The sequence below is a fragment of the Micromonospora chalcea genome (assembly GCF_028768405.1).
GTDB classification, from domain to species: Bacteria; Actinomycetota; Actinomycetes; order Mycobacteriales; family Micromonosporaceae; genus Micromonospora; species Micromonospora chalcea.
Genome location: NZ_CP118233.1, coordinates 4,839,979 through 4,864,736, shown reverse-complemented (window position 1 = coordinate 4,864,736; position 24,758 = coordinate 4,839,979). Strand labels below are relative to the sequence as shown.

Sequence of the window (24,758 nt, the reverse complement as noted above, 5' to 3'; positions counted from 1 at the left end):
CGCGGTGATCACGCCGCCAGATCGGCGACCACGCAGGCGATGTTGTCCGGTGCGCCGGCCGCGTACGCCAGCTCCACCAGGCGCTCGACGGCGCTCTCCGGGTCGTCCGCCTCGGCCAGCGCGCCGTGCAGCGCGCCCGGGTCCACCACGGCGGAGAGACCGTCGGAGCAGAGCAGGTAGCGGTCGCCGGGCAGCGCGGTCCGCAGCGCCAGGTCCGCCTCGACCTCCGCGCCCGCGCCGAGCGCCCGGGCCAGCAGCGCCCGCTGCGGATGCGATCCCGCCTCGGCCGGGGTGAGCCGGCCCTGGTCGACGAGCGTCTGCACGTACGTGTGGTCCTGGGTGAGCCGGGACAGCTCACCGCCGCGCAGCAGGTACGCCCGGCTGTCCCCGACGTGCACCAGCGCGAGCCGGGTACCACGTCGCACGAGCGCGGTGAGCGTGGTGGCAGGCTGGTCGGCGTCGGTGGCGTGCGCGCGTACCGCCCGGTCGGCCCGGGTCACCGCGTCGGCCAGCGCGGCGAGCAGATCGGCCTGCGACTCGTCCGTCTGCTCCAGCGGCCGCAGCGCGTCCACCGCCGCCGCACTGGCGGTGGACCCGGCCGGGCCGCGTACGCCGTCGGCGACAGCGAGCAGCGCCGCGCTCGCGTACGCGGTGTCCTCGTTGGAGTCGCGGACCGTTCCCGTTTCGCAGCGCGTCGCGTACCGGAAGATCGTCTCGGACATGGTGGTGCCCCTCTCGCTGAGCGTGTCGACGAGGAGCGCGACGGCCCGGCCGCGCGCCGCGGTGTCCGCGCTGACCCGCCGCCACCAGGCGTCGAGCGCCTCCGCGGCGGCCGCGGGCGGCAGGCCGCAGACGGCACGGATCTCGGCCAGCGGCATCCCCGCCCGGCGCAGCCCGGCGATCAGCCGCGCCCGGTCCGCCTGCTCCGGCGCGTAGTAGCGGTAGCCCGAGTGCGGGTCCACCGCGGCCGGGGGCAGCAGCCCGCAGTCGTCGTAGATGCGCAGCGCCTTGGCGCTCAGGCCGGTCGCGCGGGCGAACGCCCCGATGGTCAGCAGTCGCACCGTGCCTCCCTCGCGCTCCTCGTGCCGGTCACCGCGACCGGCACCGATCACGCTGGGCCTTGCCGCAGGGGACGGGTCAAGGCGTCGTTGCCGCCAGTTTGGCGAGCATCCGGCCCAGATGCGGCTCGATCGTGCCGGTCGGCGCCTCGTTCACCTCGGCCGGCGTCCACCAGCGGATGCCCGCGAACTCCACCGAGTCGGGCGTGAACCGCTGGTCACGGCCCGCGGACAGCACGTACCAGAGGCTCACGTCGGTGTGCCGGTGCTCGGGCGGGCCGACCGTCTCGGTGACGGTGAGGAACGCCGGGCGCTCACCGAACGGCGGCGCGAAGACCGCCGACACGCCCAGTTCCTCCCGCAGCTCGCGGCGCACCGTGTCGGCCGGGTGCTCTCCCGGCTCGACGTGCCCGCCGCTGGGCAACCACATCGCGGCGAGGCGGTGGTCGACGAGCAGCACCGCGCCGTCGGCCGGGTCGCGGAGCAGGAAGTACGCGACCAGGTGTGGCGACGGCGTACGCGGCTTGGCCCGGCGGAAGATGTCCTCCGTGCCGGCCAGCCAGGTCAAGGCCGCCTCCCGGTGCCGCGCCTCCAGCTCGTCCCCAGGTGGCAGTTCCTCGACCAGTGCCCGGATCTCGTCCCGCATCCCGCCGATGCTGCCACCTGGGTACGACGGGATCAGTCCGGCGGCAGCGGGTTGGCGTCGGCCGCTGCGCGGACGAACTCGCGTACCCGGGATGTGGTGTTCCCGGCCGGCCACACCGGACCGCGACAGATCGGCGGCGCGTCGTGGATCGGCACGTAGGCCACGTCCGGACGGGCGTAGAACTGCCGGGCCTGCTCACCCACCGGCAGCACCCCGCGCCCGAGCGCGACGAGCGCCAGCATCTCGGAGAAGCTGCCACCCACCGGGCCCTTCGGCACCGGACGGCCGGACGGGGTGCGGTCCGGCGTGCGGTCCTGCTTGAACGCGGTCGACGTCACCGCCGGGTACTGCACCACCGGATGGTCGCCGAGCACCTCCAGCGACACCGACTCCTCGGCCGCCAGCGGATGGCCCGCGGCCACCGCGAGCACCCGGCGCTCGCGCAGCAGCACCGGGCCGTTCGCCATGCCGTCGAAGGGGTACGAGGCGATCAGGACGTCGATCGTGCCGTCCAGCAGGCTCGACCGGGTGCTGGCCAGCGGCGCCTCGTGCACGTGCACCTCGCAGTCCGGATGACGCTCGGTGAACAGCGCGACCGCCCGCAGCAGCACCGGCGCTGTCGACTCGCCGACGTACGCCACCCGCAGCTCGCCGGTGAGCCCGCGCCCGGCGTCCACGGCCCGCTGCACCGCCGCCTCGATGCCGGCCACCAGCGGGCGCATCTCCTCGGCCAGGCGGGCACCGATCGGGGTGAGCCGGACGACCCGGCTGGTGCGCTCGAACAGCGGCGCACCGATGCGGCGTTCCAGCTTGCGCACCACGTGGCTGACCCGTCCGGTGCTCACCCGCAGCCGCTCGGCGGTCCGCCCGAAGTGCAGCTCCCCGGCCAGGGTCAGGAACGTCTCGATCTCGTACCGCTCCAGCACAAGGCGCCTCCGTCGTTGCCCGTGAGTCAACGATCGTAGTGCGATCGGGGGTTGGTCCCGCCGCCGCGCCGGGCCAGAGTTGACGGCATGCGGAACGATCTCGTGACGGTGACCGGGTTCGACCATCTCGTGCTCTCGGTGAGCGACGTCGAGCGTTCCCTCGACTTCTACTGCGGCACGCTCGGGCTGGCCCCGGTGCGGGTCGACAGGTGGCGGGCCGGCGAGGTGCCGTTCCCCTCCGTACGCATCGACGCCGGCACCATCATCGACCTGATCGCGGGCGACCCGACCGGGTCCAACGTGGACCACTTCTGCCTCGTCGTGGAGCCGGTCGACTGGCAGCGGGTGGTCGACTCCGGGGTGTTCACGGTGCTGACCGGCCCGGTCCCGCGCTTCGGGGCGCGGGGCACCGCCACCTCGATCTACGTCAGCGACCCGGACGGCAACACAATCGAACTGCGTTCCTACCCGGCCGACGCCTAACCTGGCCCGATGCCGGAGCTGGAACGACTCGCCGCCCGCCACGCGCCCGCCGTGCTGCGGTTCGAGCGGGAGAACCGCGCCTACTTCGCCCGGTACGTCCCCGACCGGGGCGACGACTTCTTCACCGGCTACGCCGCCCGGCACGCGGCCCTGCTGGCCGAGCAGGACCGCGGCACCTGCCACTTCCACGTGCTGGTCGGCGACTACGGCGCCGTACTCGGGCGCTTCAACCTGGTCGACGTCGCAGGCGGCAGCGCCGAGCTGGGCTACCGCGTGGCCGAGCGCGCCGCCGGGGGCGGGCTCGCCGGCGAAGGCGTACGGCGCGTCTGCGAACTGGCCCGCGGCGAGTACGGGCTGCGCCGGCTCGTCGCCTCGGCGGCGCTGGCGAACCCGGCCTCACTGGCGGTGCTCACGCGTGCCGGCTTCGTACCGGACGGTCCGGTGGAACTGGACGGGGAGCCCGGCCTGCGGCACACGCTCGACCTCGACGTGCCCTACGCGGCCGCGTCGCCGTAGGCGGGCGCGCCGGCCGGCTCGTACGTCAACCGCAGCGTGCCGTGGGCGTGGGTGACCGACTCGGTGAGCCGCAGCGCGGTCGGCACCGTGCCGTCGCCGAACAGCCGCTTGCCGGTGCCGAGCAGCACCGGGTACACCCACAGGTTGAGCCGGTCCACGAGACCGGCGCGCAGCAGCGGCTGCGCCAGGTCGAGGCTGCCGATCACGTGCACCTCGTCGTGGCGGGCCTTGATCTCGGTGACGCGCTCGGCGAGGTCACCGTTGACCAGCGTCGAGTTCGCCCAGGTCAGCGGCTCGGTGAGGGTACGGCTGGCCACGTACTTGGGCACGCCGTTGAGCAGGCCGGTGAAGGGGATCTCCTCCGGCGCCTTCGGCCAGTAGCCGGCGAAGATGTCGTACGTCTTGCGGCCCAGCAGCAGCGCGTCCATGCTGCTCGCCTGCTGGAACATCACCGCGCCGGACTCGTCGTCCAGCAGCGGCATCTGCCAGCCGCCGTGGTTGAAACCGCCGTCACGGTCCTCGTCGGGCTCGCCGGGCGCCTGCGCCACGCCGTCGAGGGTCAGGAACTCGGTCACGATCAACGTACCCATGGGTCTGCTCCTCCGGTTTTCGCTCGTCCCCCGACAGACCCGTCAACGACCCGCAACTCATCGCCGGCTCCGAGGAACCAGTGACCTCAGGCTGCCCGTAAGATCATTCTCTTCGGCAGGCGTGCGCCTCCGGAGTCCTCGAAGGCGGATTCGCCATGATCCCCGATCGGACTGAGACAAGCGTCCTCCTGGACGAGGCACTGGCGGGTGTGGCCGTCGCGTTCCAGGGCATGACGGCCCACGAGCAGGAGTCCAACTGCGAGTGCCACTGGGGCAGCGCGGAGGAACTGGCACTGCTGAAGACGCCGGACGTGCCGCTCGATGATGACCTGTTTCGTCGCACGTACTGGACCATGGACTGGCACTACCCCGGTCTGCTGCTGCGCCGGATCCTGCCCCAGGTGACCCAGCACCTCGTGGACGGCCGAATAGTGGCGACGGACGGGCTGGACAGCCTGGCGAACTTCTTCGCCGTCTCCCCCTGGCACGAGTGGCCGAGCGAGCAACAGGCCGCCCTGCGGAGGTTTCTGAACGTCTGGTGGGTGCACGTCCTGGTCGAGCCCGACGCGAAGGTGCCCGCACATGCGGCCCTGCCGTTCCTCGCCGAGGCCACCACCAGGCTCACGCCGTGGTTGGCCGACTGGGCGGAGGCGCTGGTCGACGAGCCGGCCCGGCGACAGCTGGTCGAGGCCATGGATGAGTGGATGTACGACCTGGGGGGCGACGCACTCCCGTGGTCGAGTTGGCACGACATCGACGCGTGGGCCCCCGCGCTGCAACTGTGGGTGATACGACACGCGCCGGCCGTCCTGCGCGAGTACGACGCGTCGGCCGAGCTGCTCGAGGACATCAGCCGGCTCAGCCGGCCCGATTCCGAGCGGTACGACAAGCCGCTCTCGCGGTGGCGCGCCGGGCGCCCGTGGCCTGAGTGACGTCGGAAGCCCTGGCGGGACTCACGTCCTGGCCAGGGCCTTCATTGCGGTCACGTCCCTTGTCGCCCACATCGGGCAGCTCTCGAACGGCGATCGGCCCAAGTAGCGCTGTCCTCGATCAGCAGCCGCACCGCGCGAACATCCGGCACCACCAGGTGCCACAGAAGTTTCTTCGACTCCAGCCAGCCCAGGCCGCGCTCGCGCATCAGAGCGATGGCTGCATCCACCGGCATCCCATCAGCGAGCCGGCACTGCAGTTCTTCGAACTGCTCAGGCCAGTCCGATCGCAGTTCGGCACAGGCACCGAATCGCTCGAAGTTCTCCCGCGCCTCGGTCAGGGTCAGCCCGTTCGGCCCACTCAACTCGTCGGCGCTGAGGTCGTCTGTCCCGTCATCCTGCCAGAAACACACCAGGCAGATCCCGTGCATGCCACGCTCGTCGAGCGTGAGGCACTGGCAGCACGGACACGCATACGGCCCACCCTCCGGCCCACGACGCACGTATCTCGACGCTCGATCAGCCACGCCTTGAATCCTGCCGAACCGGAGACAACCCGTCTGGGGGCACCGGATGAAGACGGCTGCGCAGGAAGGCGACTATCTCGCGGCGCGCCGGCCGGGCGGCCGGCACCAGACCGGGAGTGCTCAGGAAGGTGTGGGTGGCTCTCGGGTAGCAGGTCAGGCGGGCGTCGGTGCCGTCCTCGCGAAGTCGTTCGACGTAGCGGCTTCCGTGGTCGGCCAGTGGATCCAGTGCGGCGGTGATCACCAGTGTCGGCGGCAGTCCGCTGAGGTCGTCGAACATGAGGGGTGACACGCTGCGCGGGTCGAGCGTGGGCGGCAGGCTCACCTTGCGGGCCGCGCGCAGCCGGGACACGGACAGCGTGGGGTTGTCGGCGTTCTCCGTGATCGAGGGGTACTCGGTCATGCTCTCCGTCCAGTCCGTGCCCGGGTAGAGCAGCGCCTGGGCGCTCAGCGGTGGGCCGTCCTTGCGGGCGCGCAGGGCGATGAGTCCGGCGATCGTGCCACCGGCGCTCTCGCCCATGACCGCGACGGCTGCGGGATCGGCGCCCCACTGGGCGGCATCTTCGACGAGCCGGACGACGGTGTCGTAGCCGTCGTCGATCGGCTGGGGCAGCGGGTGCTCCGGGGCGAGGCGGTATTCCACCGAGACGACCACCGCCGGGCACCGGGCCGCGAGGTGGCTGTTGAGCCAGTCGTTCTGGGCAGCGGTACCCGCGAAGAACCCTCCGCCGTGGAACGAGACGACCAGGGGCAGCTTCCGGCCGGTGTCCTTCGGTCGGTGTACCCGCAGGGCCAGGCGTCGACCTGGAAGGTCGATGGAGGTTGCCTCGATGCGTGCGCGGCGGTCCGGGAAGCCGGTGATGATCCGTGCGGCACGAGACGATGCCACTCGGTTGGCCTTCTCGCGCGCGGCGATCACCTGATCGTCGGTCAGAGCCTCCCAGTCCAGGGTGTCCCTCAGGATCCGGGTGCCCAGTGGAGCCTTGCCTCTCATGTCATCCTCCGGGATGCAGACGCTGTGGACTCACTGTCACAGCCGGTGCATGCCGGTGGATTGAACGAATGTCAGGACGGACTCCCCACGGTCCGGCGGCGGTCGAGGTGGTCGGCACGACCGCCAGGTCGGCGCCGTCAGGGCCGGGCGGGCCAGGCGACGTCGTCGACGGCGAGGAACGGTGCGTTCGCCACCGTCGCGGGCGTCACTCCGGTGAAGGTCATGACGTCTCGGTGGAGGTGCGACTGGTCGGCGTAACCGCTGTCTGCCGCCGCCGCTGCGGCGCTGTGGCCCGCGGCGAGGCGATGGGCGGCACGATCGAACCGGATGAGCTGGGCGGCGCGCTTGGGGGTGAGTCCGATCTGGGACCGGAACCGGGTCCACAGCCGTTTGCGGCTCCATCCGACCTCGGCCGCCAACCGCTCGACCCGCACCTGTCCCCCGTCGGCCACCATCCGCCTCCAGCAGTAGGCGACTTCCGCATCGACCACGCGGCCCGCGTCGTGACGCCGGGCCAGCGCCACCTCGGCTATCGCGAACCGGTCGTCCCAGGAGCGGGCGGCGCGCAGTCGCTCCTGGATTCGCGCCGCATCTCGCCCCCAGAGGTCGTCCAGGGCTGTCACGGTCCCGCTCAACTCCGATACGGCACCCAGGACCGCGTACGCGATCACAGGCGACAGCCGCACCTGAAGGCACGCGAAGCTTCCGGCCTGCCCTCGTCCTTGAGCGCCAGGGGGTGACGCGAGTCCGGCGGTGACGCAGCCTCGCTGTTGCCGTCCAGCACCGTCGTCGACGACGAGCGGCTGATCGCCGAGGTCGAAGATCACCATGACGGCGGGGTGCGGCACGACCTCGACCTCTACCGGGGCGTCAGCCCGATCGCTGAAACCCGCCATGGTGACCCCCGCCAACCGGCCCGGTCGTCGCGGAACCGCGATGTCCCAGGCGGGCGAACCGGAGCGCACCGGATCGGTGGGTCGCACATCACGATGGTACGTGTCACCTCAACCGACTCCGGAGATCCGCCTTGGCTAGGCGGCGGCCCGGGACACGTGAGCGGCCCAGGCGGCGAGCTGATCAGCCCTCGCTAGCGGGCTCCTCCCGGTGCGAACACGGCATAGAAGTATCGGAGGCTGTCCTCCGGACCGTTCTCCAGTCGCTTGAAGGCCTTCGCGATCGGATTGCACCAGCGCTGCCCGCCGAGTTCGACCACCATCGGCCATCCGACGACGGCCAGTTCGTCTGCCGCCGTTGCCCGCCACCGTCCACCGGCATGGCGGGTCAGCACCTCGCCGACATAGCAACCGAAGCCGAAAAGAGTCTCCGCCACCTGTCCAGCCGCGAGGCCCTCGGCTCGAAAGCCGTCGAGGATGGCGTCCACGGATGCCAGGCTGTCCGGCGTGTAGTCCAAGTGCACACCGCTGACCTGGGCCGCTGACACCACGATGTCGCCAGCGAACCGCGCTGCGTTCTCCGGGACGGGCGCGTACTTCAAACGCAGTTGCACGGTCTTCTCCGTTGATCAACAGGTGGGGATCACGCGATCGTACCGACGACGGCCGACGAGCGACGGCCTCGCGCCCGGCTCGCAGCGCGGCGGACGAGCACGACGTCATGGCCTGGTTCGCAACGTCCGACCTCGCCGGGTCAGCATCCCTACCTCGTCCGCACGTCAGGTGCGAACCGGGGGCTCGCCGAATCTGCCACCACGAACGACGGAATCGGTCTCGACTTCCTGGACCGTCCAGACGTGACCGACGAAGTCGTCCACTGCGACGCCACCGCGTCCGAGCAGCGTCCGGATCGCTGCCACTGCATCCTGCCGCCGCGACAACCGGTAGTTCACCTGGACCGCCCACGCCGGCCGCTCGCCGACAGCGCGCTCCAACTCCGCCACCATCTCGGGCTCAGTCCAGGTACAGGTCACGGTGTTCCTCCACCAGCCAGAGGAAGACCGAGCCCGGCGCGACCCACTGATCAGGCTGGGTCTCACCGAGGGAACCCAGGAGTCGCAACACGTCCGCCCTGGACAAGGCCGGGAAGACGAACGCGTTCTCACTCATGCGCAGAACCATAGGCGCCGGCTCCACGCCTGGCGTCCGACGACACCTGCGGAGCTGGACTGGACGCCGCCAAGGCGCACTTGAAGGCCGACGGCTCCGAAGATGCGGCAGAAGCACTCCGCTACCTGCTCGACTGCGAGGCCGCGGGCGGCTTCGACAACTTCTCCGTGGCCGAGCAAGCCGGGTGGAGAGCCGCCTACTACCTGGGCTGACCTTGAACCGGAGCAGGATCGTGAGGAGCGAGGTATCGGCAGCCTTCCACAGCACGTCTGAACTCGTCCGACGCGAGTATTTCCACCGCGAAACCCAGGCCGCCGCCCATGATGGCATTGAAGACACGGTGTACGTGCGAGAGCCTCTCCACCCCGATGGGTGTACCGACCGGCACCACGCCCTCGGCCCCGTAGTCCACCGCCTCGTTGAACACGTCATTCATCGACTTCATCAGCAGCGACCACCAACCCCGGGGCCCGCTCGACGCGATTCCACACGGCGAAGTTAGGCCACCGATGACACCAGCCAATGGCCGTCGGTGGCCCGGGCTGAGGTGGCGGTATCTGCTCTGACGGAGCGTGCTCCGGCAGCAGCAGCGCGATCACCGCCCACGCCTCGTGGAAGCTGGTGACCCGCGGAACGTCGAAGGCCCTGGCTGGGACTTGCGTCCTGACCAGGGCCTCTCGCGTGGAGCGGGTGACGGGAATCGAACCCGCACTGTCAGCTTGGGAAGCTGATGTTCTGCCATTGAACTACACCCGCAGCGGCACCACTCTACCTGAAGCCCCCCACCCCCGTGCACTCAGGTGCGCGCGCCACCTCGGCGAGGTGGCGGCATCGGCGGGCGGTTGACCCAGCCACCTCCCCGAACTGGAGTGGATCAAGCACTCACCGGAGTCGGCAGGCGCGAAGTTGCACGTCGGAAACGTATGGGCATTCTCAAATGCATCGATGGGATGTAACGTCTGCCCCACGTTTCCGCACCGGCGTGACACACCCCCTGGCACGCCGTCAGAAAGAGGTGGGCCCATGGGACTCCGTCCCAACCTGCTGACCCGGCGTACCGCCGGTGTCGCGACGTCGACCCTCGCGCTGCTGCTCAGCACCGCCGCCGTCGGCGTCGTCCCCGCTGCTTCGGCCTTCTCGGCCACCCCGGCCGGCGTCTGCGCCGAGCCTGCTGACGCCCACGCCGACGAGCACGCGAACGCTCGCGTCGCGAAGGGCGGCAACGCCAAGCTCGACCCCAACCACCTGACCGCCAAGCAGGTCCAGGATCGGGAGGCCGACCTCGCCGCGGCGCAGCGCGAGCGGGCCAACTTCCGGACCGGCGCGGTCACCCCGCTGGCCACCGTGACGATCCCGGTCGTCGTGCACGTCATCCAGGAGAACAGCACCCGGGCCGGCGGCAACATCACCGACTCGATGATCAACCAGCAGATCACCGTGCTGAACCAGTCGTACGCGGGCTCGACCGGCGGCGCCGCCACCGCCTTCGGCTTCCAGCTCACGAAGATCAACCGGGTGACCAACCCGTCGTGGTACCCGATCGTGCAGGGCTCCTCCGCCGAGCGCTCGATGAAGACCTCGCTGCGTGAGGGCGGCAAGAACACGCTGAACATCTACCTCGGCGAGCTGAGCGACAGCCTGCTGGGCTGGGCGACGTTCCCGAAGCGGACGCTGGACAAGATGGACGGCGTGGTCGTGCTCAACGAGTCGCTGCCCGGCGGCACCGCCACCAACTACAACCAGGGTGACACCGGCACCCACGAGGTCGGCCACTGGCTGAACCTCTACCACACCTTCCAGGGCGGCTGCTCCGGCTCGGGCGACAGCGTCTCCGACACCCCTGCCGAGGCGTCCCCGGCGTACCAGTGCCCGACCGGCCGCGACACCTGCTCGACCGCCGGCAAGGACCCGATCACCAACTTCATGGACTACACGTACGACTCCTGCATGTACCAGTTCACCGCCGGCCAGGCGAGCCGCATGCTCACCGCGTGGAACGCCTACCGCGCGGCCTGACCGCCTCGTACCGCGTACCGGTGCCGGCCCTGTCCTCGGACGGGGCCGGCACCGCTCGTTTCGGGGTCGGGGTCAGGCGGCCGGGCGGCGGGTGTCGAAGCCGTGCCGGCCGCGCCGGCCCTCCGCGCCCACCGGCTCACGCCGGGCCGGTTCGGCCCCGAGCGGGTCGAGCCACACCCGCACTTGCGGCGGAGCGGCGCCGGGCTGGGCGACAGGGTCGCGCCGGGTCAGCATCGCCGCCTCGACCGTGAACTCGAACAGCCGCCAGTCACCATGTGGCGACGCGCGGGCGATCCGGGCCAGCCGCGTCACGGTGGCCGGGTCGGTCACCGGCCGCGCGCGCCCCGCGATGTACGCCTCGTCGTCGCTCTCCTCGGGCGGGAACGAGTGCAGCGCGTAGCGGCCGTCGCGTTCGAGGTCACGGCGCTTCGGCGAGTCGATGACGAAGCACCATAGGCCGTCGTCGGTGAACACCGGGGAGACCGGGTGGACGCGGGGGCCGCCGTCGGCGCGGACCGTGGCGAGGTAGCCGAAGCCCGGCCCGTACTGCTGCATCAGGAGGCGGATCTCGCCGGCGAGGCGGGGCTCGTCGGCGGCGAATTCGGACCAGGAAGCCATGCGGACATCCTATCGAACACGTGTACGAAGAAGTAGTGCGACACGCAGGTCACCCATACCGGTCGCTATGGTGTTCCGATGCTGCTCTCCGACCGCGACCTGATCTCCGAGATCAAGGCCGGCACGCTCGCGCTGGAGCCCTTCGAGCCCACGCTGGTGCAGCCGTCGAGCATCGACGTACGCCTGGACCGGCTGTTCCGGGTCTTCAACAACCACCTCTACACACACATCGACCCGTCGGTCCAGCAGGACGACCTCACCTCGATGGTGGAGGTGCCCGAGGGCCAGCCGTTCGTGCTGCACCCGGGCGAGTTCGTGCTCGCCTCCACGCTTGAGGTGATCTCGCTGGGCGACCAGCTCGCGGGCCGGCTCGAGGGCAAGTCGAGCCTGGGGCGGCTGGGGCTGCTGACCCACTCGACAGCCGGCTTCATCGACCCCGGCTTCTCCGGTCACGTCACGCTGGAGCTGTCGAACGTGGCGAACCTGCCGATCACGCTCTGGCCCGGCATGAAGATCGGCCAGCTCTGCATCTTCCGGCTCTCCTCGCCGGCCGAGCACCCGTACGGCTCGGCCGTCTACGGCTCGCGTTACCAGGGGCAGCGCGGCCCGACGCCGAGCCGGTCCTGGCAGAGCTGGCGCACCTGGCCGACGCGCTGACGCCGCCCGCAGTTGTTAAGAAGGGCCCCCTCCTCTACCGGAGGCGTTAAGAGGGGGCCCTTCCTTACACGCGGCCGTAGCTGTTGATGTCGCCGTCGTCGACCCGCTTCATCGTGATGGGCTTGCCGGACTGGGAGGCGTGCACCACCCAGCCGTCGCCCACGTACATCGCCACGTGGTGCAGGTCGCTGTAGTAGAAGACGAGATCGCCGGCGCGCAGCTCGGCCCGGCTGATGCGCTTCGTCACGCCGTGCTGCTGGCGTGCGCTGTGCGGCAGCGAGACGCCGCCCTTGGCCCAGGCCGCCATGGTGAGGCCCGAGCAGTCGAAGTGGTCCGGGCCGGCGGCGCCCCAGACGTAGATCTTGCCGATCTGGGCGCAGGCGAACTTCACCGCCGCACCGGCCGGGCCGCCGGGATAGCCGGCCGGGCAGGGCGCCGGGCGCAGCGGGCCGCCGCCGCCCTTGCCGTACACCTTGAGCCGCAGCTTCTCCAGCTTGGCGATCTCGGCGTCGATCTGCTTCTTCTTCGCCGCGAGCTGGGCCTCGGTGCGCGCCAGGCCGGCGATCATCTCGTCCAGCGGCTTCTTCTTCGCCGCCAGCTCGTCGCGCAGCGCGGCGACCGAGCGCACCTGCTCGTGCTGGCGGTGCGCGAAGCGGTCGAGCAGCTCCAGGCCGTCGACCAGGTCACCGGGTGAGCGGCTGCCGAGCAGCGCGTTGACCGTGGAGAGGTTGTCGGCCTTGTAGGCGTCGGCGGCGAGGCCGCCGACCTGACCGAGCGCGGCGTCCACCCGCGCCTGGAGGGGTGCGATCTGGCGGCCGAGCGCGTCGGCCTGCCTGCGCCGCGCGGCGAGCTGCTCGCGTACGTCGTTGACCTGCTCGATGACCGGTTCGAGCTTGTTCCAGTCGCGGTCGATCTGGGCCTCGATCTCGGCGACCGAGGGTTCGGCGTGTGCCGCAGTGGCGCCGCCGGTCAGTACGACGGCGGTGCCGACCAGTGCGGCGAGGGCGGTGGTGAAGCGGGACCAGCGGGAACGCGGCGCGGCGCTGGACCGGTCGACCGACCGGTTCGACGACGGCCGCGGGGCATGGAGTGCCACCGGGCGTCCGTACTCCTTCTTCCGTACCGCCTACCGGGTTAGCTGACGGATTCGGGCGGGAAGGGAGCCGCCCTACCGCAGCAGCGCTGCGGATTCACCCCAGGTACCTGGTTCCCCGGCTCGCCCGGAGGCGACTCGGCGGTGTCGGACCGTCACCGACCGGGTTGGACGGTGAGACGTGCGGCCGACGATTCACCAGAGTAGGGACCACCGTTATCGATCCGCAACTTCCAGCGCCGTGACACTCCGTACGCGATCCAGCGCCACACTGCGCACGGAGGTGAAATTTTCTTTCACGACTGATTACTTACTGGAAAGGTATTGACCGTCGCGGGTGTGCGGAGTGAGGGTGGAAACGCAGTGACCCCCATCCCTGTCCAGGAGGTTCGATGCATCTCTCCGCCCCGCCGTCGGGCAGACGGATACTGCTCGCCGCCGCCGTGGCCACGGCCACCGCGCTGGCGACCACCGGCCCGGTTACCGCCGCGCCGGACACGTCCGCGCCCGCGAGCGACCGGCAACAACAATACGCCGCCGCCGCGGCCGAGTACGGCGTGCCCCAGAACGTGCTGCTCGGTGTCTCCTATCTGGAGTCCCGCTGGGACACCCACCCGGGTCAGCCCAGCACCAGCGGCGGCTACGGCCCGATGCACCTGACCGACGCCGCGCACATCCTCGCCACGCCGGGCAGCGCCCACGTCGACGAGGACGAGGACCCGCGCGGCGACGACTCCCGGCCGCTGAAGCTCGACCCGGCCACCGCCGCCGCGCCGACGCGGGAGACGCCGCTGCCGAGCGCCTCGCTCCAGACGCTCGACGCGGCCGCCGCGCTCACCGGGCTGGACGCGGGGACGCTGCGCACCGACCCGGCCGCGAACATCCGCGGCGGCGCGGCGCTGCTGTCGTCGTACCAGAAGGCTCTGGGCGGGCCGGTCGGCGCCGGCACCGACCCGGCGGCCTGGTACGCCGCGGTGGCCCGCTACTCCGGCGCGGACACCGCCGACGCGGCGGCGGCCTTCGCCGACGAGGTGTACGACCAGCTCGGCCAGGGCGCCACCCGGACCACCGACGACGGCCAGCGGGTCACGCTCGCCGCCACCGCCGCGAAGCCGGACCGCTCCCGGCTGGCCCGCCTCGGCCTGCGCACCGCGCAGCGGCCGGACGGGCTGGAGTGCCCGGTCCGGCTGGCCTGCGAGTGGATTCCCGCGCCCTACGAGCAGCTCAGCGACGACCCGGGCGACTACGGCAACCACGACCTGGCTGACCGGCCGAAGCAGCAGAAGATCGAGTACATCGTCATCCACGACACCGAGGGCTACTTCGGCCCGAGCGTCGACCTGGTGAAGCGGGCCGACTACCTGGGCTGGCACTACACGCTGCGCTCGGTGGACGGCTACATCGCCCAGCACATCAAGACCAAGGACGTCGGCTGGCACGCCGGCAACTGGTACGTCAACGCCAAGTCCATCGGCCTGGAGCACGAGGGCTTCGCCGGCCAGGGCACCTGGTACACCGAGGCGATGTACCGCACCTCCGCCAAGCTGGTCCGCCACCTGGCGCTGAAGTTCGGCATCCCGATGGACCGGCAGCACATCATCGGCCACGACAACGTGCCCGGCATCACCGCCGCCAACGTGGGCGGCATGCACTGGGACCCGGGGCCCTACTGGGACTGGTCGCACTACTTCGACCTGATGAAGGCGCCGTTCCGCGGCACCGGCACGGCGAAGACCGGCCTGGTCACCATCGACCCGGACTTCGCCACCAACCGGCCCGCGTTCACCGGCTGCAACCAGCAGCCGCCGGGCGTCCCGACGCCCACCCCGCCGGCGCAGCCGTGCCCCTCGCGCGGCTCCTCGGCGGTGATCCTGCGGACCGCGCCGAGCCCGGACGCCCCGCTCGTCAACGACCTCGGGCTGCGCCCGGACGGCACGCCGGACACCATGTACATCTCCGACCACGGCGCCCGCGCCTCGGCCGGCCAGACGTACGCGCTCGCCGGCCGGCAGGGCGACTGGACCGCGATCTGGTACCTCGGCCAGAAGGCGTGGTTCCACAACCCGGCCTCCGCGCCCACCGCCAAGTGGGCCACCGGCTTCGTGGTGACCCCGCGGCCCGGCAAGGCCACCATCCCGGTGTACGGCCGCGCCTACCCGGAGCAGTCCGCCTACCCGGACACCATCCCGTACCAGGCCATCTCTCCGCTGCAGTACACGTTCGCCGCCGGCCAGCGGTACGCGGTCGGCGGGGTGCTGCCCGGCGAGTACTACCGGGCGGTCTCGTTCGACGGTTCCGCGCCGGGTGACCGGACCGTGGTACGCGGGAAGAACCAGTACGTGCAGGTCCAGTTCGGCCACCGGATCATGTTCGTGAACCTGGACGACGTGCTGATCCTGCCGTCCCCGGTCGGCGCGCCGCGCTGACCCCTCCCCGAGAACGCGAAGGCCCCCGGTCCGTGCGGACCGGGGGCCTTTCGGTGTGACCGAGGTCAGGTGACCCGGACGAAGCCGGCGAGCGGCTGGGTGTTGATGCTCGACACCTGGACCGGTTTGCCTGTCCGGGGCGCGTGCACCATCACCCCGTTGCCGAGATAGAGCCCGACGTGATGCAGATCGGAGCCGAAGAACACCAGGTCACCCGGGCGCGCCTCGGAACGGGACACCTTGCGGCCCTCGTTCCACTGCGCGCCGGTGAAGTGGGTGAGCGAGATGCCCGCCGCCTTGTACGCGTACTGCGTGAGGCCGGAGCAGTCGAACGCGTTCGGGCCGGTGGCGCCCCACACGTACGGGTCGCCGACCTGGGCGCACGCCGTCGCGATCGCGGTACGCGCGGCGCTGCTCACCACGCCGTCGATCTTCGGGCAGCCCGCCGGGCGGATCGAGGTCACCGGCAGCATCGCGGTGAGCCGCTTGATCTCCGAGTCGATCTGCTTCTTCTTCGCCGCGAGGTCGTTCTGCTGCTTGGTCTCCAGCTCGATCAGCTCGTCGAGCTTCTCCTTCTGCCTGTTGTACTCGTCCCGCACCTTGAGCACACCGGCGATCTGACGGCGCTGGTCGTCGGCGATCCGGTCCAGCATGACCAGCTGCTCGGCCAGCGTGCCCGGCTTGGTGCTCACCAGCAGCGCGCCCAGCTCCTGCGACGGGCCCTGGATGTAGTAGCGGGCCGCGATGTCGCCGACCTTGTTCATGGCGAGCGTGGAGGCCAGCTCCAGCGGCACCATCTTGTCCTTCAGCGCCTTGGACTTCTTCTGGTTGGCGCGAAGCTGCGAGCGGACCTTGTTGAACTGCTCGATGGTGGGTTCGAGCTGCTCCCACTGCTTGTCGATCTGCGCGTCGATCTCGTCCACCGACGGCGCCGCGTGCGCCGGAGCCGTCAGCATCCCGGCGCCGACCGCGGCGGCCGCGACCAGGGTGACCAGACGGCGTGCCATCCGGTGGAACCCGGCACGTCGGCCGGGTGGAGCGCTCGGGGCGTGACGTTGAGGGGGCGTGGTTGCCACCGGCACGGACTCCTTTGCAACCGACCGCCGGGCGCCTCGCGAGAGGGAAGATCGAGGCAGACGACCCACAGCGGTCGGTGCCCCACATTAGGGAAGGCGTCCGGTGGAATCAAGGCGACCGTTTGTTCAATCACGTATCCGCAATCGATTGCACACCAAGGGTATTCATTTCATCTTCCGACGATGGCTGTCAATACGTCGTCGAGCGTCACCACGCCCATCGGCCGCCGTCCGTCGCTGACCAGCACCATGTGGCGGCGTTCGCGGCGCATCGCGAGCAGCAGGTCGGCGAGCGTACGGTCCGGCGGCACCACCGCCAGCGGCCGGTAGACAGCGGCCGGCACGGGGGCCCGGCGACTCGCGCCGGCGTACCCGAGCACGTCCTTCACGTGCACGAAACCGAGCACCCGGCGGGTGGACCGCTGCACCACCGGGAAGCGGGACCGACCGGTGCGGGTCGCCAGCACCTCCAGCGACGCCGGTGAGACGTCCTCGGCCACTGTGGTGACAGTGGACCACTGTTGCAGCGCGTCCGCCGCCGTACGGCTGTGCAGGGCCAGCGCGCCGGTGATCCGGGCGTGCTCCTCGGCGTCCAGCAACCCCTCGGTACGCGCCTGCGAGACCAGCCCGGCCAGTTCCTCGGCGGTGAACACGGTTTTCACCGCGTCTGTCGCCTCCACCCGCCACCACCGCAGGACCTGCCGGGACGCCCACTTCATCGCCAGCAGCAGCGGCTTGGTGACCAGGCAGAACGCCAGCATGGCCGGGCCGAGCCAGAGCGCCGAGGGCTCCGGACCGGCCAGCGTGATGTTCTTCGGCACCATCTCGCCGACCACCGTGTGCAGGAACACCACCACCGCCAGCGCGATGACGAAGGTCACCGGGTGCACCGCCGAGGCGGGCATCCCCAGCGCGGCGAACGGCCCCTCCAGCAGGTGGGCCAGCGCCGGCTCGGCGATCGCGCCGAGGCCGAGCGAACAGACGGTGATGCCGAGCTGCGCTCCGGCGATCATCAGCGGAATCTGGTTCATCGCGGCCAGCGCCCACCGGGCCCGCTTCGACGTCGCCGCAAGCGGTTCGATCACGGTACGGCGGGAGGCGATCAGCGCGAACTCGCTGCCCACGAAGAACGCGTTGCCGAGCAGCAACACCACCGCCACGAGTAGTTCAGGCACCGTCGTCGGGCTCCTCGGGGCGCACCACCCGCACCTGCTCGATCCGGTGCCGGTCGACCTCCACCACCGTGAACTCGTACCCGGCCTCGTCGACCGTCTCGCCCGGCACCGGGATGTGGCCCAGCCGCGCCATCAGGAAGCCGCCCAGCGTCTCGTACGGCCCGTCGGGCAGCCGGAACCCGGTCTGCTCGACCAGTTCGTCGGCGCGCAGCACGCCGTCGGCCAGGACGGTCCGCTCGCCGCCCGGCACGGTGAGCTCCACCGGCCCGGCGTCGTCGACCGCGTCCGGGTCGAACTCGTCGGCGATCTCCCCGACCAGTTCCTCGACCAGGTCCTCCACCGTCACCACGCCGTCGGTGCCCCCGTACTCGTCCACCACGATCGCCAGGTCCGCCCCGGCGGCCTTCAGCGCGGCCAGCACCCCGTTCAGGTTGAGGCTCTCCGGCACGTACACCGGTTCCCGGGCCACCGCGGCCACCGAGGTGACGGCCCGGCGGGCCAGCGGCACCCCCAGCGCGTCGGGCACCCCGGCGACGCCGGTGACCAGGTCGAGCGTCTCCTCGTAGACCGGGAACCGGGTCCGGCCGGTCTGCCGGGAGAGGTCCAGCAGGTCGGCGACGGACGCGGTGGCGCGCAGCGCTGTCACGTCCACCCGGGGCGTCATCGCCTCGGCGGCCCGCTTGTCACCGAAGCGGATCGTGCGCCGCAGCAGCATCGCGGTGTCCGGCGGCAGCGCGCCGGCCCGCGCCGAGATGGCCGCGAGCAGGCCCAGCTCCTCCGGGGAGCGGGCGCTGGCCAGCTCCTCCTGCGGCTCCACGCCGAGGCGGCGCACCAGCCGGTTGGCTGACTCGTTCAGCAGCCGGATCAGCCAGCCGAACATGCGGGAGAACGCGCGCATCGGCGCGGCGGTGGCGAGCGCCGCCGGCATCGGGCGGGCCAGCGCCAGGTTCTTCGGCACCAGCTCGCCGAAGAGCATCGAGATGAGCGTGGCGAGGGCCAGCGCGAGCAGGCCGGAGAAGCGTTCCGCGCCGCCGAGCGGATGCAGCAGCGGGGCGAAGATCCGGGCCAGCGCGGGTTCGGCGAGGTAGCCGGTGAGCAGCGCGGTGAGGGTGATGCCGAGTTGCGCGCCGGAGAGCTGGAAGGACAGTTCGCGCAGCGCGCGGCGTACCGTGGCGGCCCGGCCGTCGCCCTCGCCGGCCCGCCTGTCGATCTCCGCCCGGTCCACGGTGACGAGGGCGAACTCGGCCGCGACGAAGAAGGCGTTGCCGGCGGTCAGCAGCACGAAACCGACCAGGGGCAACAGCGTCAGAAGAAGAAGGCCGTCGATGGGCGTGATTGTGGCACGCGAGCGCCGACGGTGGGCCCCCGTGGCGCGCTACGGCGGCGGCACCGCACGGGTGCCGCCGCCGTCGTGGTCCGGCTTCTGCCGGGGTACGCCTCAGCTCGCGCTCGGCGCGACCTCCGGCTCGCCGGCCGGGGCCTCCGGCTTGACCGAGCGCAGCAGCACGCTGGCCACGTCGACCACCTCGACCTGCTCGCCCGCGCCCTTGCCGTTCACGCCGTCGTTCAGCATCGTCGAGCAGAACGGGCAGCCGACCGCGATGGTCTTCGCCCCGGTGGACATGGCCTCCTCGACCCGGTCCACGTTGATCCGCTTGCCGATCTTCTCCTCCATCCACATCCGGGCGCCGCCGGCGCCGCAGCAGAAGGAGCGCTCGCTGTTACGCGGCATCTCGGTCAGCTCGCCCTGGATCGAATCGCCGAGCACCTCACGCGGCGCGGCGAAGATCCGGTTGTGGCGGCCCAGGTAGCACGGGTCGTGGTAGGTGACGCCGCCGTCCACCGGCTGCACCGGGGTGAGCTTGCCGGCGCTGACCAGGTGGGCCAGCAACTGGGTGTGGTGCACGACCTCGAACTCGCCGCCGAGCTGGCCGTACTCGTTGCCGAGCGTGTTGAAGCAGTGCGGGCAGGTGGCGACGATCTTGCGCTTGGTCTTCTCCCGGCCCTCGAACGCCTCGTTCAGCGTCTCGACGTTCTGCTGGGCGAGCATCTGGAAGACGAACTCGTTGCCGATGCGGCGGGCCGGGTCACCGGAGCAGGTCTCGCCCTCGCCGAGGATGGCGAAGGAGACGCCCGCCTCGTTGAGCAGCGTGGCGACCGCACGAGTGGTCTTCTTGGCCCGGTCCTCGAACGCGCCGGCGCAGCCGACCCAGAACAGGTACTCGAAGTCGTCGACCTCGCCGACCCGCGGCACCTCGAACCCGAGGCCCTTGGTCCAGTCCTCGCGGGTGTTCTGCGGGGCGCCCCACGGGTTGCCCTTGTTCTCCAGGTTGCGCAGCATGACGCCGGCCTCGGACGGGAAGCTCGACTCGATGAGCACCTGGTAGCGGCGCATGTCGACGATGTGGTCCACGTGCTCGATGTCCACCGGGCACTGCTCGACGCACGCGCCACAGGTGGTGCAGGACCAGAGCACGTCCGGGTCGATGACGCCGCCCTCTTCGGCGGTGCCGATAAGCGGCCGCTCGGCCTCGGCCATGGCGAGCACGTCGACGCCGGCCAGCTGCTCCTGCGTCGCCTTCTCCTCGCCGGTGAGGTCCTTGCCGCCGCCGGCCAGGAGGTAAGGCGCCTTGGCGTACGCGTGGTCGCGCAGGCTCAGCACCAGCAGCTTCGGCGACAGCGGCTTGCCGGTGTTCCAGGCCGGGCACTGCGACTGGCAGCGGCCGCACTCGGTGCAGGTGCTGAAGTCGAGCAGGCCCTTCCAGCTGAACTGCTCGACCTGGGCGACGCCGAACTGGTCCTTCTCCGGGTCGGCCTCCTCGAAGTCCAGCGGCTTGCCCTCGCTGGTCATCGGGCGCAGCGGGCCGAGGCCCGAGCCGGCCGGCTTCTCCGGGTCGCGCTTGAAGAAGATGTTCGGGAAGGCCAGGAAGCGGTGCCAGGCCACGCCCATGGTGACGTTCAGCGAGATCACGATGAGCCAGGTCATCGAGATGCAGATCTTGATGAGCGCGGCGACGCTGACGCCGGCCTCCCAGTTCGGGAGGACCGAGCCGATCGCGTGGCTGAGCGGGGCGGCCCAGACCGGGTACTCGAAGTGGTCGGTGGCGACCTTGAAGCCCCGGATCACGAACCCGAAGATCAGGACCAGCAGGACGACCCACTCGACGAAGTAGCCCTGCCACATGCTCGAACCGGTGAACCGGGAGCGGTTCTCCGCGCGGCCCGGCCGGTTGCGCAGGCGGATCGCCATCAGTACCAGGATGCCGACCAGGCCGAGGATGCCGATCCACTCGGTGACCAGGCCGAAGATCGTCCAGTGCCCGATGATCGGCAACCCGCCACCGGTCGAGACGACCTCGAAGTAGGCCTCCAGCACCAGCAGCGACAGCACGATGAAGCCGACCATCACGAACCAGTGGGCGGCGCCGACCACGCTCCACTTCAGCATGCGGGTGTGACCTGCGGTCTCCACCAGCATCTTCTTGGTACGCGCGCCCTTGTCGCCGAAGCGCTCCGGCGCGGGCTGACCGAGCCGGATGACGGCGGTCATCTTCATGACCGCGCGCACCGCAAGCCACACCGCGACAGCGGTGATGGCGGCCGCGAGGATCGTGGTGACGATCTGGACGCTGCCCATCGAGTTGGCCTCCCGGTCTGCTGCTTGTCCGTGCAGCCTACGCGCAAGGTTACCCAGCAGTAACGTGAGTCTTCTCGCACCAGGCCACGCCGCCCTGCGCACACCTTAGGTGTAGCGGCGACGAAGCGCCTGGCAGGGGCGGCGTGGCGTGACCTACGCCGGGTCGACGGGCGGCCGGCTCAGCGCCAGCGGGAGAGCAGGATCAGCGAGGAGACCATCGCGCCGAAGCCGACAGCGAGGTTCCAGTAACCCCAGGTGGCGACCGGGTACGCCTGCTCGGACAGGTAGTAGAGCACCAGCCAGCCGATGCCGACCACGATCAGCGCGACCGCCGTGACCGGCAGCCAGACCGGGCTAGGCTTGCGCGTCGACGCCGTCGCCGTCGGACGAACGTCCGTGGGCGGGGTGTACACCTTCTTCTTGCGGACCTGAGACTTGGGCACGACGCTCTCCAGAGGGGGGTACGACCTCGTCCGGCCTGACAACCGGGCGCGAGGGCGACGGTCCATGGCCAATAATGTTCGACAGCTAGCGTAGTCCCGACGGACCGTCCAGGCCACGAATGGGGCCAGGCCGGTGCACTCAGTAACCGGAAAGAGCGGACTTTCCGGGTCGATCAGGTCGGTTCGCATCGGCGCGAGCCGGAACGAGACGACGGGAAAGGGAACGCCCGGTGGAGTACACGTCCGGCGCCGCCTCCTGGCAGAAGGTCCTCCGCCGCGCGGCAGCCGCCCTGCTGCCCCGGCGCGCCCGCCAGCGCCGCCCGGGCTGGTCGATCGGCGTACCCCTGATCGCCGCCGCGGCCGGGCTGCTGTTCACCACCACCGCCACCACCGCGGGCGGCACGCCGCTGCGCGAGGACCGCCGGCCCCAGCTCACCCAGCTGATCGAGGACCGCCGGGAGCAGGTGGCGGCGAGCGAGGCGAAGGCCGCCCGGCTCCGCACCGAGGTGGAGGAGCAGACCGCCGCGCTGGCCGGCGCCGACGGGCCGATCAAGACCGAACGGGACCGGGCCGCCGCGAGCCGGCAGGCCGCCGGGTTCACCGCGCTCACCGGCAGCGGCGTGACGGTCGAGCTGAACGACGCCGACCGCCGGCCCGACCAGCCGCTGCCCAAGGGCGCCAGCAACGACGACCTGGTCGTGCACCAGGGCGACGTCCAGGCGGTGGTCAACGCGCTCTGGGCCGGCGGCGCGGAGGCCATGTCAATCATGAACGTCCGCGTGCTCAGCACCAGCGCGGTACGCTGCGTCGGTAACACCCTGCTGCTGCACGGCCGGGTGTACTCCCCTCCTTTCAAGATCGTGGCAATCGGCGACCCCGCGGAACTCCAGCGGGCGCTCGCCGCCTCTGAGGGAGTGCGGGTGTTCAAGGAAGTGGCTGAGCACTACCAACTCGGCTACGTCGAGCGCGTCTCCACAGTCACCGTGCCGGCGTTCGAGGACTCCACCGCGTTGCAGTCGGCGACGGTGCCCCGGTGAGCGGCGGCGACCCCCGGGACCGCCGCGGCCACGACCGCCAGGAGGAGCCCACCGCGTTCCTCCCCAAGGTCGAGCGCCCGGCCCCCGCCCCGGCGTCGCCGCCCCCGCTCGACCTGCCCTGGCCCGACGCCGGACCGTCGCACACCTCTCCGGCGCGACGGGGCCCGTTCCCACCGACGCCCGCCCCACCACGGAGCGCCCCGCCACGGACCGCCCCGCCGTCGACCGCCCCACCGTCGACCGCCCCACCACCGCCCGGCCCGCCACGGTCCGCTCCGCCGCCCTGGCCGGGCAACCAGGCCCATCCGCCGGCCGGCCCGCACCACGTCGAGGCCGACAGGCGGTTCCGCCCCTCCGCCGGCGGGATTCCCGAATCCGGGTTCCAGCCCTCCGGTGGCAGAGTTCCCGAGTCCGGGTTCCAGCCTTCCGGTGACGGGATCCCCGAGTCGGCGCACCGATCGCCCGGCCGTCCGGGCGCGGGCGGGTCCGGCCCGGCGCGTTTCGCCGGGCCGGCCGGACCCGGCACCGGCCAGCCGGGCGGTCCACCGCAGCACACGGCCGCGCCCCAGCGCGGGCCCGGGATGCGTCCCGCCACGCCGGCCGACGTGCCGCCCCGGACGGGCGAACGCACGACGCGACCGGGCGACGTCCCACCCCCGGCGGGTGAACGCCGGACGCGACCCGGCGATGCCCCGCCCGGGACGGGTGAGCGGCAGATGCGGCCGGGCGCGTACGGACCGGCAGCGCACCAGAATCCCACCCGCCCGGCCGGCGGCGCGCTCCCGCCGGAACGCGGTGTGCGCGGGGCCCAGCCGCCGCGCACCGGCCCGCAGCCGTGGGAGAACGGAGGACGTACGCCGGGGGGCGAGGGACGGCAGGCGGCCGGTGCACCCGGCGTACCCCGGTTCGGCGGCCCGGCCGACGCGGACCGGACCCCGCCGGCCGACCCGGGAGCGACGGCGGTGCTGCCCGCCGTCACCCGGCCGCCCGCGGACCCCCGGATGGACGCCACCGGGCTGATGGGCGCGGTGCCTCCGGCGCCGGACGCGGCGGACAGCGGCGACGAGCCACCGGCCGAGCCGCCCCGCCCCCGGCGCGGCGAGCGGGTGGTGCAGTTGCGGCCCGAGCAGACCGGCGAGGGCTACCGGAGCGTCTACTCCGAGCTGACCCGCCCCAGCGCCGGCTCCCGGCTGCGCACCGTCGTACGCGGCGCCGGCGAACTGCTCATCACGTTCGGCCTGGTGGTGCTCCTCTTCGCCGGCTACGAGATCTGGGGCAAGGCGGTCATCGTCGACGCCCACCAGAGCGACCTGAACAGCCAGCTCGCCCAGGAGTGGGGCGCGGACCCGACGGTCGCCCCGACCACCGGGCCGACCGTGAAGCCGAAGCCGCCGGCCAACGGAAAACCGGTCGCCGGCCTCTACATCCCCAAGTTCGACAAGCACTGGGTGGTGGTCGAGGGGGTCACCCCCAACGACATCCGGTACGCCCCGGGCCGATACCCGGACAGCGCCATGCCCGGCGAGGTGGGCAACTTCGCCGTGGCGGGCCACCGGATCCGCTCCACGTTCTGGCGGCTGGACGAGCTGAAGACCGGCGACGCCATAGTGGTCGAGACCCGCACCGACTGGCTCGTCTACCGCGTGTACGAGCAGCGCATCGTCAAGCCGTCCCAGGTCGAGGTGGTCGCGCCGGTGCCGGGCAAGCCGGGCCAGAAGCCCACCGAGAAGCTGCTCACGCTCACCACCTGCAACCCGAAGTTCGACAACTACCAGCGGCTGATCATCCACGCCCGGCTGGACACCGTCCAGGCCAAGTCGGCGGGCCGCCCGGCCGAACTGGAGACGTGAG

25 protein-coding genes, 1 tRNA gene, 1 pseudogene and 1 riboswitch are annotated in these 24,758 nt (G+C 71.3%); of the genes and pseudogenes, 8 read left to right on the top strand and 19 right to left on the bottom strand.

Annotation, left to right across the window (positions count from 1 at the left end; translation table 11 throughout):
- Nucleotides 1–8: 8 nt before the first annotated feature.
- The 3 genes from PVK74_RS21660 to PVK74_RS21650 form a co-directional block, all read right to left on the bottom strand.
- Nucleotides 9–1,061 carry a MerR family transcriptional regulator gene (locus PVK74_RS21660; protein WP_274477089.1) on the bottom strand — a complete coding sequence of 351 codons (1,053 nt, stop codon included), beginning with the start codon at nt 1,059–1,061 and terminating at the stop codon, nt 9–11.
- Between the two features lie 76 nt (nt 1,062–1,137).
- The gene (locus tag PVK74_RS21655) at nt 1,138–1,704 is read right to left on the bottom strand and encodes an NUDIX hydrolase (RefSeq protein WP_104113407.1); all 567 of its coding nucleotides are present in this window, start codon (nt 1,702–1,704) and stop codon (nt 1,138–1,140) included.
- Nucleotides 1,705–1,736: 32 nt separating this feature from the next.
- Nucleotides 1,737–2,630: a LysR family transcriptional regulator gene (locus tag PVK74_RS21650; RefSeq protein ID WP_209963909.1), complete on the bottom strand. Its 894-nt coding sequence runs from the start codon at nt 2,628–2,630 to the stop codon at nt 1,737–1,739.
- A gap of 87 nt (nt 2,631–2,717) precedes the next feature.
- Here PVK74_RS21650 and PVK74_RS21645 point away from each other — a divergent pair, with 87 nt between their 5' ends.
- Together PVK74_RS21645 and PVK74_RS21640 are read left to right on the top strand one after the other, a co-directional pair.
- On the top strand, nt 2,718–3,113 hold the full coding sequence (locus PVK74_RS21645; RefSeq protein WP_064447975.1) for a VOC family protein: 396 nt from the start codon (nt 2,718–2,720) through the stop codon (nt 3,111–3,113).
- Nucleotides 3,114–3,122: 9 nt separating this feature from the next.
- A complete protein-coding gene (locus PVK74_RS21640) occupies nt 3,123–3,629 on the top strand; it encodes a GNAT family N-acetyltransferase (RefSeq protein WP_113972293.1) in 507 nt (168 codons plus the stop codon).
- On the opposite strand, the gene PVK74_RS21635 is transcribed toward PVK74_RS21640, so the two are convergent.
- Nucleotides 3,608–4,219 (bottom strand): dihydrofolate reductase family protein, encoded by a 612-nt coding sequence (locus tag PVK74_RS21635; protein ID WP_274477087.1) that lies wholly within the window; start codon nt 4,217–4,219, stop codon nt 3,608–3,610. The two genes, PVK74_RS21640 and PVK74_RS21635, sit on opposite strands and share 22 nt — an antisense overlap.
- Nucleotides 4,220–4,374: 155 nt before the next feature.
- On the opposite strand from PVK74_RS21635, the gene PVK74_RS21630 reads away from it, so the two are divergent.
- Nucleotides 4,375–5,151, top strand: a complete 777-nt coding sequence (locus PVK74_RS21630; RefSeq protein WP_187693512.1) for a hypothetical protein — start codon at nt 4,375–4,377, stop codon at nt 5,149–5,151.
- Between the two features lie 50 nt (nt 5,152–5,201).
- On the opposite strand, the gene PVK74_RS21625 is transcribed toward PVK74_RS21630, so the two are convergent.
- The 8 genes from PVK74_RS21625 to PVK74_RS21590 form a co-directional block, all read right to left on the bottom strand.
- A complete protein-coding gene (locus PVK74_RS21625) occupies nt 5,202–5,651 on the bottom strand; it encodes a CPCC family cysteine-rich protein (RefSeq protein WP_274479303.1) in 450 nt (149 codons plus the stop codon).
- Nucleotides 5,652–5,667: 16 nt separating this feature from the next.
- The gene (locus PVK74_RS21620; protein ID WP_187693510.1) at nt 5,668–6,666 is read right to left on the bottom strand and encodes an alpha/beta hydrolase; all 999 of its coding nucleotides are present in this window, start codon (nt 6,664–6,666) and stop codon (nt 5,668–5,670) included.
- 137 nt (nt 6,667–6,803) lie between these two features.
- Nucleotides 6,804–7,649: a helix-turn-helix domain-containing protein gene (locus PVK74_RS21615; protein ID WP_187693509.1), complete on the bottom strand. Its 846-nt coding sequence runs from the start codon at nt 7,647–7,649 to the stop codon at nt 6,804–6,806.
- A gap of 104 nt (nt 7,650–7,753) precedes the next feature.
- Nucleotides 7,754–8,173 carry a hypothetical protein gene (locus PVK74_RS21610; RefSeq protein WP_120572412.1) on the bottom strand — a complete coding sequence of 140 codons (420 nt, stop codon included), beginning with the start codon at nt 8,171–8,173 and terminating at the stop codon, nt 7,754–7,756.
- A gap of 165 nt (nt 8,174–8,338) precedes the next feature.
- Nucleotides 8,339–8,593: a hypothetical protein gene (locus PVK74_RS21605; RefSeq protein ID WP_274477086.1), complete on the bottom strand. Its 255-nt coding sequence runs from the start codon at nt 8,591–8,593 to the stop codon at nt 8,339–8,341.
- Entirely contained in the window at nt 8,574–8,729 is a 156-nt protein-coding gene (locus PVK74_RS21600; protein WP_262419368.1) for a hypothetical protein, read from the bottom strand. The genes PVK74_RS21605 and PVK74_RS21600 overlap by 20 nt, the downstream gene beginning before the upstream one ends.
- A 199-nt stretch (nt 8,730–8,928) precedes the next feature.
- Nucleotides 8,929–9,165, bottom strand: coding sequence for a hypothetical protein (locus tag PVK74_RS21595; protein ID WP_187693508.1), 237 nt, complete (start codon nt 9,163–9,165; stop codon nt 8,929–8,931).
- A gap of 246 nt (nt 9,166–9,411) precedes the next feature.
- Nucleotides 9,412–9,485 (bottom strand) — tRNA-Gly (locus PVK74_RS21590).
- Between the two features lie 267 nt (nt 9,486–9,752).
- Between PVK74_RS21590 and PVK74_RS21585 the strand changes: the two genes are divergently transcribed.
- Entirely contained in the window at nt 9,753–10,745 is a 993-nt protein-coding gene (locus PVK74_RS21585) for a zinc metalloprotease (protein ID WP_274477084.1), read from the top strand.
- Nucleotides 10,746–10,817: 72 nt separating this feature from the next.
- On the opposite strand, the gene PVK74_RS21580 is transcribed toward PVK74_RS21585, so the two are convergent.
- Nucleotides 10,818–11,363: a pyridoxamine 5'-phosphate oxidase family protein gene (locus PVK74_RS21580; RefSeq protein WP_043327609.1), complete on the bottom strand. Its 546-nt coding sequence runs from the start codon at nt 11,361–11,363 to the stop codon at nt 10,818–10,820.
- Nucleotides 11,364–11,441: 78 nt separating this feature from the next.
- On the opposite strand from PVK74_RS21580, the gene dcd reads away from it, so the two are divergent.
- A complete protein-coding gene (dcd, locus tag PVK74_RS21575) occupies nt 11,442–12,020 on the top strand; it encodes a dCTP deaminase (RefSeq protein WP_043327610.1) in 579 nt (192 codons plus the stop codon).
- 64 nt (nt 12,021–12,084) lie between these two features.
- Here dcd and PVK74_RS21570 read toward each other — a convergent pair whose 3' ends face one another.
- Nucleotides 12,085–13,116 (bottom strand): C40 family peptidase, encoded by a 1,032-nt coding sequence (locus PVK74_RS21570; protein WP_043327611.1) that lies wholly within the window; start codon nt 13,114–13,116, stop codon nt 12,085–12,087.
- Nucleotides 13,117–13,129: 13 nt separating this feature from the next.
- Nucleotides 13,130–13,267, bottom strand: a riboswitch (cyclic di-AMP (ydaO/yuaA leader).
- A gap of 238 nt (nt 13,268–13,505) precedes the next feature.
- Between PVK74_RS21570 and PVK74_RS21565 the strand changes: the two genes are divergently transcribed.
- Nucleotides 13,506–15,539 carry an N-acetylmuramoyl-L-alanine amidase gene (locus PVK74_RS21565; protein WP_064447991.1) on the top strand — a complete coding sequence of 678 codons (2,034 nt, stop codon included), beginning with the start codon at nt 13,506–13,508 and terminating at the stop codon, nt 15,537–15,539.
- Between the two features lie 65 nt (nt 15,540–15,604).
- On the opposite strand, the gene PVK74_RS21560 is transcribed toward PVK74_RS21565, so the two are convergent.
- The 5 genes from PVK74_RS21560 to PVK74_RS21540 form a co-directional block, all read right to left on the bottom strand.
- Nucleotides 15,605–16,615, bottom strand: a complete 1,011-nt coding sequence (locus PVK74_RS21560; protein ID WP_064448126.1) for a C40 family peptidase — start codon at nt 16,613–16,615, stop codon at nt 15,605–15,607.
- A gap of 170 nt (nt 16,616–16,785) precedes the next feature.
- Complete coding sequence (locus tag PVK74_RS21555) at nt 16,786–17,790, bottom strand: hemolysin family protein (RefSeq protein WP_064447992.1); 1,005 nt, start codon at nt 17,788–17,790, stop codon at nt 16,786–16,788.
- On the bottom strand, nt 17,783–19,090 hold the full coding sequence (locus tag PVK74_RS21550) for a hemolysin family protein (protein WP_043327614.1): 1,308 nt from the start codon (nt 19,088–19,090) through the stop codon (nt 17,783–17,785). The genes PVK74_RS21555 and PVK74_RS21550 overlap by 8 nt, the downstream gene beginning before the upstream one ends.
- 138 nt (nt 19,091–19,228) lie before the next feature.
- On the bottom strand, nt 19,229–21,427 hold the full coding sequence (locus tag PVK74_RS21545) for a (Fe-S)-binding protein (RefSeq protein ID WP_274477083.1): 2,199 nt from the start codon (nt 21,425–21,427) through the stop codon (nt 19,229–19,231).
- 179 nt (nt 21,428–21,606) lie between these two features.
- On the bottom strand, nt 21,607–21,870 hold the full coding sequence (locus PVK74_RS21540) for a cell division protein CrgA (RefSeq protein WP_043327616.1): 264 nt from the start codon (nt 21,868–21,870) through the stop codon (nt 21,607–21,609).
- A 230-nt stretch (nt 21,871–22,100) separates the two neighbouring features.
- On the opposite strand from PVK74_RS21540, the gene PVK74_RS21535 reads away from it, so the two are divergent.
- Entirely contained in the window at nt 22,101–22,907 is an 807-nt protein-coding gene (locus tag PVK74_RS21535; protein ID WP_043327617.1) for a DUF881 domain-containing protein, read from the top strand.
- A gap of 776 nt (nt 22,908–23,683) precedes the next feature.
- A pseudogene (locus tag PVK74_RS21530) lies at nt 23,684–24,757 on the top strand (class E sortase); the annotation flags it as partial.
- Nucleotide 24,758: the final 1 nt, after the last annotated feature.